Origin of the sequence: uncultured Flavobacterium sp. (assembly GCF_951805225.1) — a bacterium.
GTDB lineage: Bacteria > Bacteroidota > Bacteroidia > Flavobacteriales > Flavobacteriaceae > Flavobacterium.
On record NZ_OX638201.1, the window covers coordinates 4,034,784 to 4,052,709 of the forward strand.

Genomic DNA, 17,926 nt, shown 5'->3' on the forward strand with positions numbered 1-17,926 from the left:
GTTATATTCTTTTTAAAACGATCTTTTCTGTTTCTTTTGCAATCATTCCTTGGTAATATTCTTTTAACATCTCATATTTTTCAGCAGAAATAATTGCTTCATTTATTTGATGTGCAATACTTAATTGTAGCACATTCGCATTAGCAGCAATATTAAACTTAAAACTCCCCAAATTATCTTCCATGTTAATGACTGCTGAAACAGGTAAAGTTTCAACAACAAAACCTTCAGGAATTTGAATTGTAATTTTATATTTATCTAAAAATGGATAACTAAAATCAACCGGATATTCTCGAACTTCCTGCTTGAATGGGTTTTTATCTTCCGTAAAAAACAACATTGGACTTACATAAATTTTACCTCCAATTACTTCGCATAAATTATTTCCTGAAAACGAATAACTCTCTATAGTTGGCAACAAAATATCTTTTTCGTTTGTTCTGGAATACTCGCTAATTTCAATTTTACCATGTTGATTTTCGAGTTTTTCAAGATAATCTTCTTCTTTTACACCAACAATATTATCTCTGGTTATCATTGCATTATAATCCGTGCATTGTCTTCTGGTCTTTCCTGTAACTTTACCTTCAGCATCAATACTATAATTCATAAAAACAGTATCCTCTGATGTTTTGGCTGGCATTAAATTAATTTCTTCAGATGTTCCGTCTTTTCTAATCAATCTTCCTGACCAGTTTAAAACTCTTAAAGGCAAGATATTTGGTGCCGAAAATTTTTCAGTAGCATCGATTAAGACATTTCCATTTGGTGTTTCAACCGCTGCAATTACATAATTAAAAGCTGTTCTGTTAGGAAATAAAGCAATTCCGTTTGAACGTGTACTTACCAAAACCGGATTTGCTGTTAAACCAGAATAACGCAACATAGCAGTTAGCATTAAATTGATATCTGCACTATTTCCTGTTTTTTCTTTATATGCTTTTTTAACTCCACTATCACAACTGTAACTCATGTAGCCGTTCCATTTTACATTGGCTTTTACATAATTTAAAATAACGGCAATCTTTTCTTCAGTAGTGTTTTTTCCTGCAAGAAGTATTTTAAGATCATCTTCAAAATATCCTGTTTTGTTCAATTCAGGCCCAAAATCTTCGTATTCGTAGATTGTTTTTGTAACCGAACTCCAATCAGTTGAAAAATTCTTCAAAGCTGAATTTGGAAATTTAATCGAAGACAATTCATATTGAATACTTGAAACGTAATTATCAATGTTATTTACAAAAGCTTCTTCTTTCATTGCTGGAAAGTCTATCGCTTTGTACGTTGTTTGAGTCTCTATGTAATCTATTTTATCTGTCGAAAATGTAGTTTCTGCAACACGGCCATCTGATCTTTCCTTGCTCGTTAAGATTACTGACTTAGGCTTTTTTTCTGTTACACTTTTAGGAAAGATATATCCTTTTTGTCTTAAATTAAAATCATAATACTCAGGAATAAAAGTCGAAAACTCAGAATAATTCACAGGAATAGAAGTTTGAAAATCCCATTCTCTAATAATACTAGGTCGCGGACATTTAATCGTATATCTAAATTCTATAACAGATCCTTCTTTGACATTGGGCATTGTAATCTTTTTTTGCCCTCTGTATTTATTTAGAACTTCATCAAATGTTCCATCGCTTTTAAGTTTTGTTTTTTCAATTTTTCCATTTACTAAATTATAAGTTACAGCATCATTAAAAAATACACGCTCTTTTAAATCATAGTAGTTATAATACCAAACTTTTTGTGTAGCCCAATCATAACCCTCTTTTTTATAGATTTTAATTCTTGTTTCAACATCTGTCAGAGCAACAAATCCTTCACTAGGATCATATTCAATTCTTACTTTGCCTTTTCTATACAATATTGCAGCAACCGCAGAAGAATCTTTTGGATGCACTTTTTGTTCTAATTCGGCAATTGAAACTTTCCCTAATTCATAATTTTGCGCATTGCTTTTTGAAACACTAAAAATAAAAAATAAAAAAATTGCTATTCTAATTTGGGCTTTCATGTTATATTCTCTTTAAAACAATTTTATCTGTTTCTTTAGCGATCATTCCTTTGTAGTACTCTTTTAGCATTTCATATTGTTCAACAGAAACAATTGCCTCATTAATTTGATGCTGAATACTTATTTGCAATACATTTCCGTTAGCCATAATATTAAATTTAAAGCTTCCTAAATTATCCTGCATGTTATAAACAACTGGTTGTGGCAATACTTCTGTAGTAAAGCCTTCAGGAATTTTTAATGAAATATTGTATTTGTCAACAAATGGAAATCCAAAATCTACCGGATATTCTCTAATATCTTGTTTAAAAGGGTTTCTATCATTGGCAAAAAACAACATCGGACGAACATAGATTTTCCCTCCAATTACTTCAGTTAAATTATTACCTGTAAAAGAATAACTCTCAATTGTTGGCAATAAAATATCTTTTTCATTTGTTCGGGAATAATCACTTATTTCTATTTTTTCATTACTATTCTCCAGTTTTTCTAAATATTCTTCCTCTTTTACGGCATCAATATTACCTCTGGTTATCATTGCATTGTAGTCTGTACATTGTCTTCTAACCTTACCTGTAACTTTTCCTTCAGCATCAAGACTATAAGTCATAAAAACAGTATCAGCCGAAGCTTTCTTAGGCATCAAATCAACTTGTTCAGAAGTTCCGTCTTTACGAATTAATCTTCCGTACCAGTTTAATACTTCAAAAGGTAAAATATTTGGTGCTGAAAATTTATTAGATGCATCTAATAAAATATTTCCGTTTGGAGTTTCGACTGCAGCAATTACATAATTAAAAGCTGTTCTATTTGGAAAAATTGCAATTCCGTTAGAACGAGTACTTACCAAAACCGGATTTGCCGTCAAACCTGCATAACGCAACATTGCTGTTAGCATTAAATTTATATCAGCAATATTCCCTGTTTTTTCTTTATAAGCTTTTTTAACACCGTTATCACAGCTATAACCTAGATAATCATTCCATTTTACACTAGATTTTACATAGTTTAAAATAGCCAGTATTTTTTCGTCACTAGTATTTTTATCTGCTAATACTTTTTTCAAGTCTTCTTCAAAATAACCAGTTTTGTTTAATTCAGGACCAAAATCATCATAATCATAAATTGTTTTTACAACTGAATTCCAATCTGTCGAAAATGATTTTGTTGGACTATTAGGCCAATTTATCATCGCTAATTCATGTTGAACACTTGAAGTATAATTATCAATATTATTCACAAAATCCTCATCTTTCATAGCTGGAAAATCAACTGCTGTATAAGTTGTTTGATTTTCTAAATAATCGAACTTTTCAGTAGACACATCTGTTCTTACAGCAGTAAATCCGCTGCCGCCAGATCTTTCTTTAACCGTAAAAAGAATCGATTTACTCTTTCTTTCTGCAGTAACTTTAGGATAAACATATCCTTTTTGTTTCGAATTAAAAACATAATATTCTGGAATATAAGTTTTAAATTCAGAATAATTTACAGGAATACTAGTCTGAAAATCCCACTCACGAATCGATCCGTCACGAGGACTTCTGATAACGTAACTAAATTCTATAACTGAACCTTCTTTAACATTAGGCATTGTTATTTTTTTTCTTCCTCTATATTTACTAACAACTTCATTAAAAATTCCGTTACTCGCGAGTTTTGTCTTTTCAATTTTGCCATTTACTAAATTATAAGTAACAGCATCATTAAAATCAACTTTCTCCTTAGAACCATCAGTGTTATAGTATAAAACACTTTGGTTTGCCCAATTATAACCTTCTTTTTTATAAATTTTAATTCTGGTTTCTACTTCAGTCAAACTGATAAAACCATCATTTTGATCGTATTCGATTTTAGATTTCCCTCTTTTATACAATATTGCAGCAACCGCAGACGAATCTTTAGGGTGCACTTTTTGCTCCAATTCGGCGATGGATACTTTTCCTAATTTAAATTCTTGCGCAGTTACGTTTGAGACAAACAATAAAAGAATTGAAAGACTAAAAAGTTTAATAAATTTCATTTTGACTAGTTCTTGGTTAATATAATTTTGGCGTTATCGTTTCTTGACACTTGCTCCATAAAAAGGCGATATTCATCGTATTCTTTACTTGAATATTTTCCTTTATTTAAAAACATCGAGCGTTTGTAGGTCAGTTTATTATTTTCTTTTTTAATGATTTCGGTTTTGTATTCTCCAAATTTGCCTTTTAATTCAAAGTTCGAAGGCAAAAATTCAATGGTAAAACCTGCTGGCAGATTGATTTCGATTTCATCTGTATCTAAGTAACCACGCTGAATTTGAAATGGATTCTTTCTATTTCGGATTCTCTTTACATTACCTGAACTTTGATTGAAGGCGTCAATTGGAAAAATCATCTTATTAGCAGAAATTGTCGCGTAACTTATTGCGCTTACCTGAATATCTTCTGTAAAACGAATATTTTCTTTGTCGTTTGTAAAAGTTATTTTACCCAATTTCAAATTATTGATATTGTCCCAATATTTCTTGTAATGAGCTTCTTTTTCTGTTGGTTGCAAAGTTTCAACTTGTGCTTTAGAACTATATTGTGATCCTTCTGAAATAACAGAAATTGCTCCGGAGAAATTTCCGTTTTCATCAATAGTATAAAAACCTTTATCTTTTTGTGTATTACCAGGATCAGCATAAATTGTAGTTCTAACAATTACACCACCTTCTGGTTTAACGACCAAAACATCTCTATCATCCGTAAAAGTTCCTTGATACCCAAAAGGATCATCCTGACTTGTACATTCAAGAAATGTATAACTATTCCCATTTGGAATTGCTAATATCATGTGATTTCCCTGCATCGAAACAAAATCAGATTGAATATTCGACTTGTAACGATCTCCATATAAAATAGTATTATAAGAAGGAACATCAACGGTCTGCAAAAGTGCTTTTGTATAATTTGACAATGCTTTACAATCTCCATATCCCAATCGATCTACATCAGAAGCAAGCATAGGTTTCCAGCCTCCAATACCAATTGCAATATTTACATATCTTGATTTTTTCTGAACATACTCGTAGATAATTTTGGCTTTCTTGATTGGATCTTTTTCATCACCAACCAATGCTTTTATTTTAGTCACAGTTTCTTCAGGTAAAACTGTCGTTCCTGCAAGAATTTTTTCACTGTACCATTTACCAAACGCTTCCCATGTTGTAGCAGTTCCGTCTACACCTTCTAAGTGAAAATGCTCTAATCCCATCATAACTTTAGGGAAAAGATCTTCTGCAGATGGACTGTAGTCTTCTCCTTTTCTGGCATAAATATTTACTGCAGTGTAACTAAGTTTTGTATCGCTATCTACCGTTTTATTTATTTTAAAATCAGAAAACTGAAATTCTTTCTTTTTAAATCCCAGGTTATTTGGATAAGAAACATTTAAGACAGATTTCTCTATACTAACATTATAACCGCTCAAAAAATACCATTTTGGAATAAAAGCAGTATTTGAAGTTTCGACTTCACTAGTATATACAATCGTAAATGGATACGAAATTGGAGTATAATCTAAATAAATTACTCGACTATCTGAAAAAAGAGTGCTTCCGCTGACAGCACTTTGATCTTTAAAATCTTTTTTTCTAATCTTTTTGATTTCATTACCAAGCTCGTCATAAACAACTGCTTCAATACTTTTTATACCAGTTGTTTTATCATAGTGTTGATAAGCGTTGATATCCTCAAGACCTTTCTCATTTAAAACCGTTACAATTCTCTGGGTTTTCAAAGTCATATCACGCTGTGAAGCAATAATAATATCCAATTGATCCAAACGGACTACAGCATTGGCATTTTCTTTAAGACTATCGGAGATTTTTGAAACAGGATATTCGCCTTTTTGGGCAGAAGAAAGAAGCGTAACAAAGAAGAAAAGTAACGCAAAAACAAAGGTTTTCATTAGTAAGTAATTTCGCCAAATATATATTATTTTTAGAAACCTTTAACACCGGTGTAAGAATTTTTTAATCTTTCTCTAATTATTTTTTAATCTCTGTTTTTACTGTCCATTAAAATTGTTACAGGCCCGTCATTTAAGAGATTAACCTTCATATCAGCACCAAAAATTCCGGTTTGTACTTTTTTATTAAAATCCTTTTCTAACGATTTTACAAAATTTTCATACATCGGAATTGCAAATTCAGGTTTTGCAGCTTTTATATAAGAAGGGCGATTCCCTTTTTTTGTAGAAGCATGAAGTGTAAACTGGCTTACAACTATAATATCTCCATCGATATCCTGAACCGAGCAGTTCATCACATCATTTTCGTCACCAAAAATTCTCATTTTTATGATTTTTCCAACAAGCCAGTCAATATCTTCTTGAGTGTCGGCATCTTCAATTCCAACTAAAACCAATAATCCTTTTTGAATGTCTGCTATTTTTTTTTCATCAACTGTTACTGATGCTTGGGAAACTCTTTGAAGAACAATTTTCATATTTTATCTAATGATGTGTGGTTTTGTCACAGATTACACGAATTAAAAAGGTTTTAAATTCTAACGTTAGATGCACTGCAGTGCATCTCTACATTCAAACTTTCTCCACAATTAACAATTCATAATTAACAATTATTTCCTAAGTTCGTCACTTGCTTTTCGATCTTCATCATAAGAATCTGTACGATAATTTTCATCATCACCTTCTAAGATCTTCAAGTAACTATTGTAACGAGACCAAGCAATCTCGTCTTTTTCTAAAGCTGCTTTTATAGCACAATGTGGCTCTTCTTTATGCAAGCAATTATTGAATTTACATTGATCTTTTAATTTGAAGAATTCCGGAAAATAACCACTGATTTCTTCTTTCTCCATATCAACGATTCCAAAACCTTTAATTCCCGGAGTATCGATAATTTTTGCATTAAAAGACAAATCATACATTTCAGCAAAAGTAGTCGTATGCTGACCTTGCTTACTGGCTTCAGAAATAGTTTTGGTTTTAAGATGTAATGAAGGTTCCATTGCGTTTACCAAAGTCGATTTTCCAACACCTGAATGTCCCGAAAACATACTTACTTTGCCAATCATCATTTCTTTTAATTCATCGACACCTTTCATTTCTGTAGAAGAAACACGAAGACATTTATAACCAATTTGCTGATAAACGTATTGCATATACAATTGATCTTCGAGTGTGGCTTCGTCAAAAGTATCTATTTTATTAAAAACCAAAATCGTTTCAATATTATAAGCTTCAGCTGTTACCAAAAAACGATCAATAAAGTTGAATGTTGTTGGCGGGTTATTAATCGTAATCAATAAAAAAACGCGATCAATATTTGATGCGATAATATGCATTTGATGTGATAAATTAACCGATTTACGAACGATGTAATTCTTTCTTTCGTGAATATGATGAATCGTTCCCGTTAAAGTATCTGAAGTTTCTTCGAGTTCATAATCTACAATATCGCCTACAGCAATAGGATTTGTACTTTTAATACCTTTCATCCTAAACTTCCCTTTCATACGGCATTCTATAAAATCACCTTTTTCAGATTTTACCGTGTACCAACTTCCTGTAGATTTATATACGAGTCCTGTCATTCTTTAATTTTAGATTTCTGATTTTAGCTTTTAGATTGCTCTTTGAACTAAAAAATAAAAGGCAAAATTACGTTTTTAGAATTGAACAACGCAATTTCGCCTTTTAAAATTAAAGACTTACCCTTAAATTAAAGGTTTACCAAACGATTTCTGCTAAAATTTCATTCTCTTTGATTTTTCCTAACTGAAGTGTTTTTAAAGTTTTTGACGTTTTTCCGGCTTTGGTTGTGTAAATTTCTACCATAATGGTTGCTGGACCATCTTCTGTTAATTTTGTTTCGCCAAAATAATTCGTTTTGATTTTATAATTTCCTTTAATAGCATTTCGAATTAAATACTGTTCAGGTCCGTAACCTCGCGTAAAGTCTTTTGAAAATCTCGCACCCGCCACAGTACTCTTATGACCGTAATAACATTCTTCGCCATTTGGTTCAATTACATGAAGATCTAAATCGACATCCATTTGATTCCAGTTCATTATTATTCTAATATCAACCGGCATTTTGTCAAGATATTTTTTATCTAATTTTTCGGTTTTCAATCCCGAATGTTCTGTAATCATTCGATTCAAATCCATTAATATAATATCTTCAACACCTTCATAATGACTGCGCATTTCGCCATAATAATTCACCTCCAACGCTTTGATCAATTCATCAAAAGCTTCCTGATATTTTCCGTCATCTTCAAGAGTCAATGCATAATCGCGTAAACTCTGCGGTTCATGCGATCTCCATTTCACAACTTGTTTTGCTGTAAATACTGCATCATCATAATCCTGCCACTGACGTAAAGTATAAGTTAATGTTTTATATAACTGATGATTTTCTAAACCCAAATCGGCAATATTACTGATTATCTGCAATGCTTTTTTAACATCGCCCTGATTGTAGAAAAAGTGTGCTACATCAAAATAAAAACTTGGATTTCTTTCCTGTGCTTTTCTTAATTCAAAATACAAATCATATTGTTTTTCTTTTGGAGCTGCAGCCAAAGCTTTCAAATACAATCTGTCCGGATTCCAAATTTTAAACTTATTCGGATTTTTTGTAGTAACACTAATAATCCCATCTGCCGCTCGACTGCCATAAATAGAGGTAATAGAAGGATCTGTAATTTTATCGACCGAAAGCATATTTGCATTTACTATATCTTCGAGTCTTCCATCAAAAATTTGTCCATCAACAATTATTAAAAGTTCCTTGTTTTTACTATCAGACAAATATCCTCTCACGATAGTTTTACTATAATCGTCTTCTTGTTCCGTTTTGGCTCCTTCGGGTTTAACAACAGATTGCGTCATAGTATTAGTTAATCCTGGAGCAATATTTTTTGCAGGTCGGTATGATTTTTCTTTTTTGGCTTGATTTTCTACAGACTCCAATCTCATTGCAGATACTGGTGCTGCGTTATATACTACATTATCTTCCATAACTTCACTTGCCTGTCCTGCTCCAATAGGCTCATCAACTGTCAAAACAGCATCTGAATCACCATTTATTGTTCCCGAACCTCTCTTTTTCTTTGACTTTGGCAAAACTTTTGGGGCTACATATTTTGTATCAAGTTTCCACCAATAATTTAATGCTGTAAAATAACCACCTACATTTTCCCAGTTACTAGTTTGTTTTGCCAGACGACTGTCTTGTTCCTGTTTTTTTATTTTGTCAAATTCTGCACGTAATTCTGCAGGAGGAATAATATCATACATAATATAATCCTGAAGATTTTCCAGAACAATCAACGAAGTATTTTTGGTAATTATTCCGTATTTCTTTCCTAAAGTTTCAATTTCTTCAGCATTTTTGTCGTATTGCAATTCAAGATTTGCGATTTTCTTTTGCGCCCAAAGTTTTTCAATATTAACCTCACTTGCATTTTGATTTGCTTCATCAAAAGTTATTTTTCTTTCCAAAATAGCATCATCGCCATTACCAAACAACAACGTAATTTCATTTTTCGGATTTAATGATATTCCCGAAAAACTAAAATTCCCTGAAACCGAAGTTCCTTCCATCGGAAATAAATCAGTAATTAAAAGATTTTCTTTTATGCCCAAAAATTTCAAATTTGTACTAATCAATTTATCTAAAGCATTTTCGGTACTCAATTGATTTAGATTGATGAAATTCCCTCCCGTTTGTGAAGAGGAATAATTTAAAAAAGCAAAGTCAGCCGAGACAGAAGACGAAATGGTAAACACCGCTTTTTTAGTTTTTGGAAATGAGCTTTCACTCAATGACGATAAACCATCTGTAGAAAATAAATACTGATCATGATTTGCAAAATTCAATTGCGAATAACGGGTTCCGCCATCGTATTTTGTGTTTTCTAAAACCGTTTTTAATTCACTCCAATTTCCATTAGAAATAACAAAATCTTTTTGCTTTTCAAAAGTGTAATTCAAAAAGTACAAAGTCACTTTTGTATTTTTTATCTTTTGAAAATAAGCGTCTAATAAGTCCAATTCTTTTTTAAGATCACGATTCTGACAGCTCAGAGAATTATCCCAGATTAAACCAATTGAAGAAGGTGTTTTTCTTGATTTAGCATTACCTTCAATAAAAACATTTCCATAAAAATAATACTGACCGCCTGCATCTTGGGTCAAAACACTCGGTGTATTATTTTGTATTGGAACTTCAAAAACTAATTTTTCATCCGGCTGATAATTTTCTTTTTCGAAAGAAGCTTCAAAAGACTGATTCCATTTTGAGAAAGAAATTCTCGTTGATTTTTCGGTAATTTTTGGAGAAGTTGAAACTCCAATAACAGAAATCTTCACCGAAAAATTATCTAACTTTTTAGGATAACGACTCACCAATTGATACACCAAATTATCTTTATCAAAAGCTGAAAGTTCTTCTTCGTAACCAATTATTACAGTTCGTTCTCCGTTTGGCACTAAAGGATAAATTCTGGTTCTAAAATTATTTCCATCTACTTTCTCCAACAATCCCGGATCAACACGACGATGTTCGATGGCTTCAAAAACCTGTTTTCCTTTATTTTTATTAACCGGAACTGCTTCACGCATTTTGCCATTAATATCAATCGCATATCTTGAAACCGAAACATTTTCCGGCAACGGAAAAATAAGTTCTGCTTCCATCTGGCGAGTTCCCGAATTAAAAAAGTGCATTTCGGCAGTTGTATAGGCGATGTTGCCAACCACTTTTACATTGACGAAAAGTTTGTTCATTCTCACTTTCTCTGCCTCTTCTCCTTTAACGGTAAGTTCAGGACTTTGTGCAAAAGTTTTTGTTCCAATAAAAAACAAAAAGAAAAGCAATACACTCAAATTCATTTGAAGATTGCCTTGTGCAGACGGAAACAGTTTTAATTTCATAATACAAAAATCAAGGTTTATATTGTTATAGAGAACAAAAAACATCAAAAGGTTGGGAAGATAATACTTATTCTAAAAAAAAATCCCCACCACTTCTTTCAAAATGATGGGGATTTTAAAAAAACAATCTATTTTTAAAATTATGAAATAAGAAAACTTTAGAACAGAATTTATTAAAAACTCAAATTAACTTATATCACATTTATATTTTAAAGAAAATTATGCGTTGAAAATTTTCTCTTGGTGACCAATACTTTCCTGGTGAATTGCTTTGAACATTCTCAAAACAAACTCTTCAGTAAGACCTTTTTTCTCTCCTTCAAGAATCATTTTTCCTAAGATTTCGTTCCAACGGTTGTTTTGAAGAATTGCTACGTTTGCATCTTTTTTCACTTGACCAATTTCGTCAGCAACTTTCATACGTTTTCCTAATAACTCTAATAAGTTAGCATCAAGAACATCGATGTTAGCTCTTAGTTTAGTCATTTTTTGGCTGTACTCATCTGTAGTATCATCCGTTTTTCTGATAGTCAAATCTTTAATGATTTGCTTCAAAGCATCTGGAGTAACTTGTTGAGCAGCATCAGACCAAGCATTGTCCGGATCGTAGTGCGTTTCGATAATCATACCATCGTAGTTCAAATCTAAAGCCTCTTGCGTTACTTCAAAAATCATTTTACGATCTCCGGTAATGTGAGATGGATCGATGATTAATGGTAAATCAGGGAATTTATTTTGCAATTCGATAGCAATTTGCCATTCTGGAATGTTTCTGTATTTTGTTTTTTCGTAAGTAGAGAAACCTCTGTGAATAACTCCTAACTTCTCGATTCCAGCCATATGTAAACGCTCTACACCACCTAACCATAAAGCTAAATCTGGGTTTACAGGGTTTTTAACCAAAACGATTTTATCAGTTCCTTTCAATGTATCAGCAATTTCCTGAACAGCAAAAGGGTTTGCAGTTGTACGAGCACCAACCCATAAAACGTCAATATCATGTTCTAAAGCCAGTTTACAGTGAGCTGCAGTCGCAACTTCAGTTCCCATTAATAAACCAGTTTCTTTTTTAGCTTTTTGTAACCATTTTAAACCAATTTCTCCAACACCTTCAAATCCTCCCGGACGCGTTCTTGGTTTCCAGATTCCTGCTCTGAATACACTAACTTTTGAATCTTTTAATTCGTGAGCAATTTTCAATACTTGATCTTCTGTTTCTGCACTACATGGTCCAGCTATCACAAGTGGGTGATTTAAATTGAAATCTTCTAACCACTTTCTCATTTCTTTCTTATTTTCCATCTTAATTTTTAGTTTTTATTTTTTAATTGTTAATCCGTTTAATATCTCTTTAATTTTATTTGTGCTTTCCATTTCTTCAAAAATGGCATTGTAATTTTCGTCTTTCAGCAAATCTCTAAACCGACTCAGATTTGAAATATATTCTTCTAATGTTTCAATAACGTGTTCTTTGTTTTGCTTAAAAATTGGTGTCCACATTGCCGGAGAACTTTTTGCTAGACGAACCGTACTTTCAAATCCACTTCCCGCCATATCAAAAATATCCTGTTCGTCTTTTTCCTTATTCATTACCGTTTTCCCAAGCATAAACGAACTAATGTGCGACAAATGCGAAACGTAAGCAATGTGTTTATCGTGCGAAGTTGGATCCATATATCGAATCCTCATTCCAATTTCGCTAAAAAGCTGTAATGCCTTTTCCTGCAATTTAAAAGTGGTTTTTTCCACCTCACAAATGATATTTGTTTTTCCTTTAAACAAACCTTTTATCGCCGCCGAAGGTCCTGAAAACTCCGTTCCTGCAATTGGATGCGTTGCAATAAAATTTCTTCTTTTCGGATGATTTGCAACTGCATCACAAATTGGTTTTTTAGTCGATCCAACTTCAAAAACAATTGTTTTATCACCAACCAAATCAAGCACTTTAGGCAAAACCGTCAGCGCAACATCCACAGGAACCGAAACAATTACAAAATCAGCTTCCGCCAAATCTTCAAAACTTCCTGCCTGATCGATAACGCCTAAATCAATCGCTTCCTGCAAATGTTTTTCGTTATTATCTATTCCAAAAATAGTCGCGTTTGGATGTTGATCTTTGATGTCCAGCACCATCGAACCTCCTATTAACCCTATTCCTATTACGTATACTTTCATATTTATTTTTATTTTTTGTCATTGCGAGGAACGAAGCAACCACACTAATAATTGACTCACCAACCGAGATTGCTTCGTCCCTCGCAATGACTTCTAAAATCGGTCAATCGCTTCTTGTACTTTTTCTTCTTTTACACACAGTGAGAATCTAATATATCCTTCACCATTGCTTCCGAAGATCGTTCCCGGTGTGATGAAAATGTGTTTCTCGTATAATATTTCGTCAATGAACTTTTCTGATGATTCAATTCCTTCCGGAAGTTTCGCCCAAACAAAAAGTCCAACACCTTCTTTATAAACTTTGCAACCTAATTTTTCTGCTAGTTTTTCTGTTAATTCACGGCGGCGTCTGTAAATTTTATTTTGATCTTCGAACCAAGATTTATCGCAATTCAACGCTGCAACTGCACCTTTCTGAATTCCGTAGAACATTCCGCTGTCCATGTTACTTTTTACTTTTAGAACCGCATCGATAATTTCAGGATTTCCCAAAACCATTCCAACTCTCCAACCTGCCATGTTGAATGTTTTACTAAGTGAATTCAATTCCAAAGCCACTTCTTTTGCTCCTTCAACTTGCAATAAACTCATTGGATTATCATTCAAAACAAAACTATACGGATTGTCGTTGATCAATAATATGTTGTGTTTTTTAGCAAAAGCAACCAATTTTTCAAATAACACTAAACTTCCTCTCGCTCCTGTTGGCATGTGCGGATATCCCAGCCACATAATTTTTACTTTCGAAAGATCTAATTTTTCCAAAGCTTCAAAATCCGGCTCCCAGGCATTTGCTTCTTTTAGATCATAATAAACCGGAACCGCTCCAACCAAATTAGTTACCGATGTATAAGTTGGATAACCTGGATTCGGAATTAAAACGTGATCGCCTTCATTTAAAAAAGCTAACGAAATGTGCATAATTCCTTCTTTCGAACCCATCAAAGGCAAAATCTCGTTATTCGGATTTAACTCAACACCAAACTGATTCTGATAAAAATCTGCCATCCCTTTTCTCAATTCCGGTAATCCCTGATAGCTTTGATAACCATGTCCGTTTTCGTCTTGAATTGCTGCAGCGACTGCTTCAATTACTGCTTTCGACGGACTCAAATCAGGGCTTCCGATTCCCATATTGATGATAGATTTTCCTTCAGATTGTAGTTGACGAACTTCTCTCAATTTTGATGAGAAGTAGTATTCTTCAACTGTATCTAATCTTTTTGCTGTTGTAATCATTTTTTTCTGCTTTAGGCTTTAAGCTGTATGCTTTAGGCACTTTTTATTTTGGACTTTTTGGCTTTCGACTTTCTAACTTTAAGACTACTTAAGGTTTGGTGTTTTTATATTCTCCTAAAACCTTTAAATACTCTGCCATTATATTTAATAAAGATTTGGCTTTTGCAAAATCTTCGTATTTCTCGAATGTTACATCTACGAAAAATGAATATTTCCAAGGTGTTTCAATTTTTGGAAGCGATTGAATTTTTGTCAAATTCAGTTTGCAATCGCTCATTACATTCAAAACTGCTGCTAAACTTCCTCTTTTGTGATCTAATTCAAATTTGATTGATGCTCTGTTGATTTCGTTTTCCGGCAAAAATGAATTCTGCTTTTTGATAATCACAAAACGAGTCATATTGTTTTTAATCGTTTGAATTTCCGGTGCGATAATATCAAGATCATACATTTCCGAAGCTACTTTACTTCCAATTGCTGCGATTCCGGTTAGTTGTTTTTCCTGAATTCTTCTTGCTGTTTCAGCGGTATCTTTGTCTTCAACCAACTTAATGTTCGGATATTGTTTTAAGAAATCCATACATTGCAAAATTGCCATTGGATGTGAATGAACTTCTTTTATATCTTCAATTTTCTGACCTTTTAAAGCCATTAAATTTTGACTAATATTTAAATAATGCTCTCCAATTATGTGTAAATTATTCTTGTCAATCAAAGCATAATTCGGAATAATTGGCCCTGCAATCGAATTTTCAATCGCCATAACTGCTTGATCAGTTTTTCCGGAAAGCAAGCTATCAATTAATTCTTCAAAAGATAAACATTCATCAATTTCCACATTTTCAGAGAAATACTCTTTCACAACCTGATGATGAAATGAACCTTTTATACCTTGTATTGCAATTTTAGTTGTCATATATTCAAAAAAAAATCCTGATTTGCATCAGGATTGTATATTAGTTTTATTTGTCTTTTAAATTTTCTCAAATAACCATAGCACAATCCTCACTTCTACTAAAGAAGAAATAAAAAGAGTTGCTAAAATAAAAACGGTTATTAGACATTTTGTTTGTGTTTTTCAATAAATTCTCTGCGAATGTATAAATTATTTTTACTGCACCAAAAAAAATAATGCATTTTATGAAACAAAAAAGGATTTCTTAACAAATTTAGCAGCTTTTGTATGATAATATAAAAAAACAGCCTTAAAATGCGATATAGACAATTGGTTTTTAGTGAGGTACTAAGGTTCTGAGTTTCTAAGCTACTAATTTTTCGCCATGAATTCACGAATTAGCGCAAATTATTGTGGTTATTTAATTTTATGATTCTTTTTCATTTCATTCCATTCAATAGATAATTCATCATTCATTTTACTGAATAAACAAGAGTCTAAAGGAATAGAACTGTAGGATAAAGATTTTTCATAACTAATAACGTTATCTATTATTAAAAATTCTCTTTTTAGTTTCTTGGTTGAACTAAATATTTTTTTGAAATTCAAGAATACGAATTCTACATTTCTATTTAATCGATATAATTTATTAGTTTCATTCAAAACACTAAGAGGAAGCGTCAATAATAATACTTCGACAACTATACCATTGGGTGCTGATAAAATTACCAACCAGATTACCAACCAGATTACAATTGTATAAGTCAATTGTTTAGTTAACATTTTCGATGTGATTGATTTAGTAAAAAATGAATTTTCAAAACAGTTTACACCTAGTTTATAAATTCCATTATTTATTTCCTCATTTGTAAAATAACCTTGTGAATTTGCATCAGCCAATTTTGTACTTAGGCTATTATCAACAAAATCATTTTTTCGTTGAAGTTCCGCTCGATGATAAATGTGATTTTGAATGATTTCTATAATAAAATAAGTCACCGCAAAAAATGCAAGTACCTTTGATAATGTAGTAGATATATTTGGATTTATGGTTGATCTAAAATTATTAATAATTATAAGTAAAACTGATATAAATGTGGATATAATTAAAATCCAACTCAAACCGCTAGACAACTTATTTACGATTTTATAAATTTTATCGTGTGGTACTTTCTTTTTCATCATTATTTTTTTTTATGTTATCGTGGCTAGCCTCTGGACCGTACCAAATATCTGTTTCTAACCAAACTTCATAAAAGTACAACCAAGCGGACGTTATAGGTAAAATATATTTTGCTATCAATTTATCTTTTGACCAATTAAAATCTTTTGGATGATAAAGACAGAGAGTTTCTGTTCTTTCATAGAAATGAGGTGGTTTATCAACTAATTTTGGACTCAATATTTTAACTTTTGGTCTAAAATTACCACAGTATGTGATTTCTACCTTAAATTTTCTAAATTCCGGTTTAGGTTGAAGTTCTCCAACAAATTTAACTTCGCTGTTAGACTTTTTAGTAACTTTAAATTGAGGATAAAGTGATTTCATCGCACCAATTTGTATATCAACTTTAGTTGATTTATTTCTATATATCGCCATAAAAACCTTTTGAAGCTGGAATGTTTTTTCCAATTGAATTTGAAATAAAACCAGATGGAGTAGATTTTAAAATACCATCAGATAAATTTTGAGAAAATGTTTTTGCTTCATTTATATCTGATATTGTAAATTCTTTACCAAATATTTCTTTCCAAATTTGTATTGCTTCTACATTTTCTTTTTTATCTAAATGCTCTTTTGCTTTATTTAGTTTTTCCTTTACATTTTTCACTTTTTTAATTCCTTCATCAAAATGATTTTCTGTTTTGAATTTTATTTTATTTAAATAATATTCGGCGTTATCAAACCAAAGTCTAATACCTTCTTCAAAATTGGAAAAATTATTAATATGGAAATAACTAACAACTGTTTCTTCAATGTGAAAAGAAGGAAGCAACTTTTTATTTTCCCTATTCCAATATTTTATCGCTTTAACTAAACACTTTATATTATATCCATTATTTCGGTTTGAATCATTCAGATTATTAGTTAATTCTTGTGGGTTACTGAATATCCAGGAATCTAAATCATAATTAGGTATTAAGTAACCTCCATATTTTTGTTTAAAACTTGGCAAAACATCAAAATTTATCTTACTTAGTGTAATTGTGACGCAAGGTCTGTCTTGCGTTACTTTACCTTCGTAGTGAGATATAGAATTTAGTTTGTTTTTTATTTTAGTTAATACAGCTTGTGGTTTTGGTAGGTTTCCAAATTCGTCTAACCATTTTTCTTCGTTTAAAACTGCAAAAATATCAACATCATCTAAAGGCCTGATAATTGTTTCTCTCTCATATGAACCATTTACAAATGTGCAATCAATATTTAATTCATTCTCTGCTTTTGTAAGATGACCATCAAGGTAATTTGTAGACGTTTCAATATATTCTTCTTGTCTGTCAGTAACTGATATATTATCAATCATCTTTTGGATTGATTGTAAAAGTGTAGCCATATTTTCTTAATTTTTTCTTAAAAGTTCAAACAACACACAGCTAATCTGGATGTTTTCTACATTTAAATTCATCTTTATAAACTCTTATTTTTTATCTAAAAAAAGCAGCTA

The 17,926-nt window shown here is 31.8% G+C and carries 13 protein-coding genes; all 13 read right to left on the reverse strand.

Translation table 11 applies throughout. From position 1 onward, the window contains the following. Window position 1: 1 nt before the first annotated feature. The 13 genes from WN975_RS16875 to WN975_RS16935 all read right to left on the reverse strand — a co-directional run bounded on the left by WN975_RS16875 (window position 2) and on the right by WN975_RS16935 (window position 17,815). Entirely contained in the window at window positions 2–2,017 is a 2,016-nt protein-coding gene (locus tag WN975_RS16875) for a DUF3857 domain-containing protein (RefSeq protein ID WP_337967526.1), read from the reverse strand. 1 nt (window position 2,018) lies between these two features. Continuing rightward, on the reverse strand, window positions 2,019–4,040 hold the full coding sequence (locus WN975_RS16880; RefSeq protein ID WP_337967527.1) for a DUF3857 domain-containing protein: 2,022 nt from the start codon (window positions 4,038–4,040) through the stop codon (window positions 2,019–2,021). A 5-nt stretch (window positions 4,041–4,045) separates the two neighbouring features. After that, the gene (locus tag WN975_RS16885) at window positions 4,046–5,953 is read right to left on the reverse strand and encodes a DUF3857 domain-containing protein (RefSeq protein ID WP_337967528.1); all 1,908 of its coding nucleotides are present in this window, start codon (window positions 5,951–5,953) and stop codon (window positions 4,046–4,048) included. 86 nt (window positions 5,954–6,039) lie between these two features. Then, complete coding sequence (dtd, locus tag WN975_RS16890) at window positions 6,040–6,492, reverse strand: D-aminoacyl-tRNA deacylase (RefSeq protein WP_337967529.1); 453 nt, start codon at window positions 6,490–6,492, stop codon at window positions 6,040–6,042. Window positions 6,493–6,624: 132 nt separating this feature from the next. Next, complete coding sequence (gene rsgA, locus WN975_RS16895) at window positions 6,625–7,602, reverse strand: ribosome small subunit-dependent GTPase A (RefSeq protein ID WP_337967530.1); 978 nt, start codon at window positions 7,600–7,602, stop codon at window positions 6,625–6,627. 136 nt (window positions 7,603–7,738) lie between these two features. Then, a complete protein-coding gene (locus WN975_RS16900) occupies window positions 7,739–10,951 on the reverse strand; it encodes a VIT domain-containing protein (protein ID WP_337967531.1) in 3,213 nt (1,070 codons plus the stop codon). A gap of 219 nt (window positions 10,952–11,170) precedes the next feature. Beyond that, window positions 11,171–12,253, reverse strand: coding sequence for a bifunctional 3-deoxy-7-phosphoheptulonate synthase/chorismate mutase type II (locus tag WN975_RS16905; RefSeq protein WP_099709674.1), 1,083 nt, complete (start codon window positions 12,251–12,253; stop codon window positions 11,171–11,173). A 15-nt stretch (window positions 12,254–12,268) separates the two neighbouring features. Further along, on the reverse strand, window positions 12,269–13,126 hold the full coding sequence (locus WN975_RS16910; protein WP_337967532.1) for a prephenate dehydrogenase: 858 nt from the start codon (window positions 13,124–13,126) through the stop codon (window positions 12,269–12,271). A gap of 93 nt (window positions 13,127–13,219) precedes the next feature. Then, on the reverse strand, window positions 13,220–14,365 hold the full coding sequence (locus tag WN975_RS16915; RefSeq protein WP_337967533.1) for an aminotransferase class I/II-fold pyridoxal phosphate-dependent enzyme: 1,146 nt from the start codon (window positions 14,363–14,365) through the stop codon (window positions 13,220–13,222). An 88-nt stretch (window positions 14,366–14,453) separates the two neighbouring features. Continuing rightward, complete coding sequence (locus tag WN975_RS16920; protein WP_337967534.1) at window positions 14,454–15,281, reverse strand: prephenate dehydratase; 828 nt, start codon at window positions 15,279–15,281, stop codon at window positions 14,454–14,456. A 396-nt stretch (window positions 15,282–15,677) separates the two neighbouring features. Beyond that, window positions 15,678–16,442 carry a hypothetical protein gene (locus tag WN975_RS16925; protein WP_337967535.1) on the reverse strand — a complete coding sequence of 255 codons (765 nt, stop codon included), beginning with the start codon at window positions 16,440–16,442 and terminating at the stop codon, window positions 15,678–15,680. After that, window positions 16,417–16,860, reverse strand: a complete 444-nt coding sequence (locus tag WN975_RS16930; RefSeq protein WP_337967536.1) for a hypothetical protein — start codon at window positions 16,858–16,860, stop codon at window positions 16,417–16,419. Before WN975_RS16930 ends, WN975_RS16925 begins: the two co-directional genes overlap by 26 nt. Further along, complete coding sequence (locus WN975_RS16935; RefSeq protein WP_337967537.1) at window positions 16,847–17,815, reverse strand: hypothetical protein; 969 nt, start codon at window positions 17,813–17,815, stop codon at window positions 16,847–16,849. The genes WN975_RS16930 and WN975_RS16935 overlap by 14 nt, the downstream gene beginning before the upstream one ends. Between the last annotated feature and the right edge of the window lie 111 nt (window positions 17,816–17,926).

What these genes read in the sequence shown, in the direction of transcription:
- WN975_RS16925 (WP_337967535.1), bottom strand. Translation starts at nt 16,442, where the DNA reads ATGAAAAAGAAAGTACCACACGATAAAATTTATAAAATCGTAAATAAG.
- WN975_RS16875 (WP_337967526.1), bottom strand. Translation starts at nt 2,017, where the DNA reads ATGAAAGCCCAAATTAGAATAGCAATTTTTTTATTTTTTATTTTTAGT.
- rsgA (WP_337967530.1), bottom strand. Translation starts at nt 7,602, where the DNA reads ATGACAGGACTCGTATATAAATCTACAGGAAGTTGGTACACGGTAAAA.
- WN975_RS16930 (WP_337967536.1), bottom strand. Translation starts at nt 16,860, where the DNA reads ATGGCGATATATAGAAATAAATCAACTAAAGTTGATATACAAATTGGT.
- WN975_RS16885 (WP_337967528.1), bottom strand. Translation starts at nt 5,953, where the DNA reads ATGAAAACCTTTGTTTTTGCGTTACTTTTCTTCTTTGTTACGCTTCTT.
- WN975_RS16935 (WP_337967537.1), bottom strand. Translation starts at nt 17,815, where the DNA reads ATGGCTACACTTTTACAATCAATCCAAAAGATGATTGATAATATATCA.
- WN975_RS16880 (WP_337967527.1), bottom strand. Translation starts at nt 4,040, where the DNA reads ATGAAATTTATTAAACTTTTTAGTCTTTCAATTCTTTTATTGTTTGTC.
- WN975_RS16900 (WP_337967531.1), bottom strand. Translation starts at nt 10,951, where the DNA reads ATGAAATTAAAACTGTTTCCGTCTGCACAAGGCAATCTTCAAATGAAT.
- WN975_RS16915 (WP_337967533.1), bottom strand. Translation starts at nt 14,365, where the DNA reads ATGATTACAACAGCAAAAAGATTAGATACAGTTGAAGAATACTACTTC.
- WN975_RS16910 (WP_337967532.1), bottom strand. Translation starts at nt 13,126, where the DNA reads ATGAAAGTATACGTAATAGGAATAGGGTTAATAGGAGGTTCGATGGTG.
- dtd (WP_337967529.1), bottom strand. Translation starts at nt 6,492, where the DNA reads ATGAAAATTGTTCTTCAAAGAGTTTCCCAAGCATCAGTAACAGTTGAT.
- WN975_RS16905 (WP_099709674.1), bottom strand. Translation starts at nt 12,253, where the DNA reads ATGGAAAATAAGAAAGAAATGAGAAAGTGGTTAGAAGATTTCAATTTA.
- WN975_RS16920 (WP_337967534.1), bottom strand. Translation starts at nt 15,281, where the DNA reads ATGACAACTAAAATTGCAATACAAGGTATAAAAGGTTCATTTCATCAT.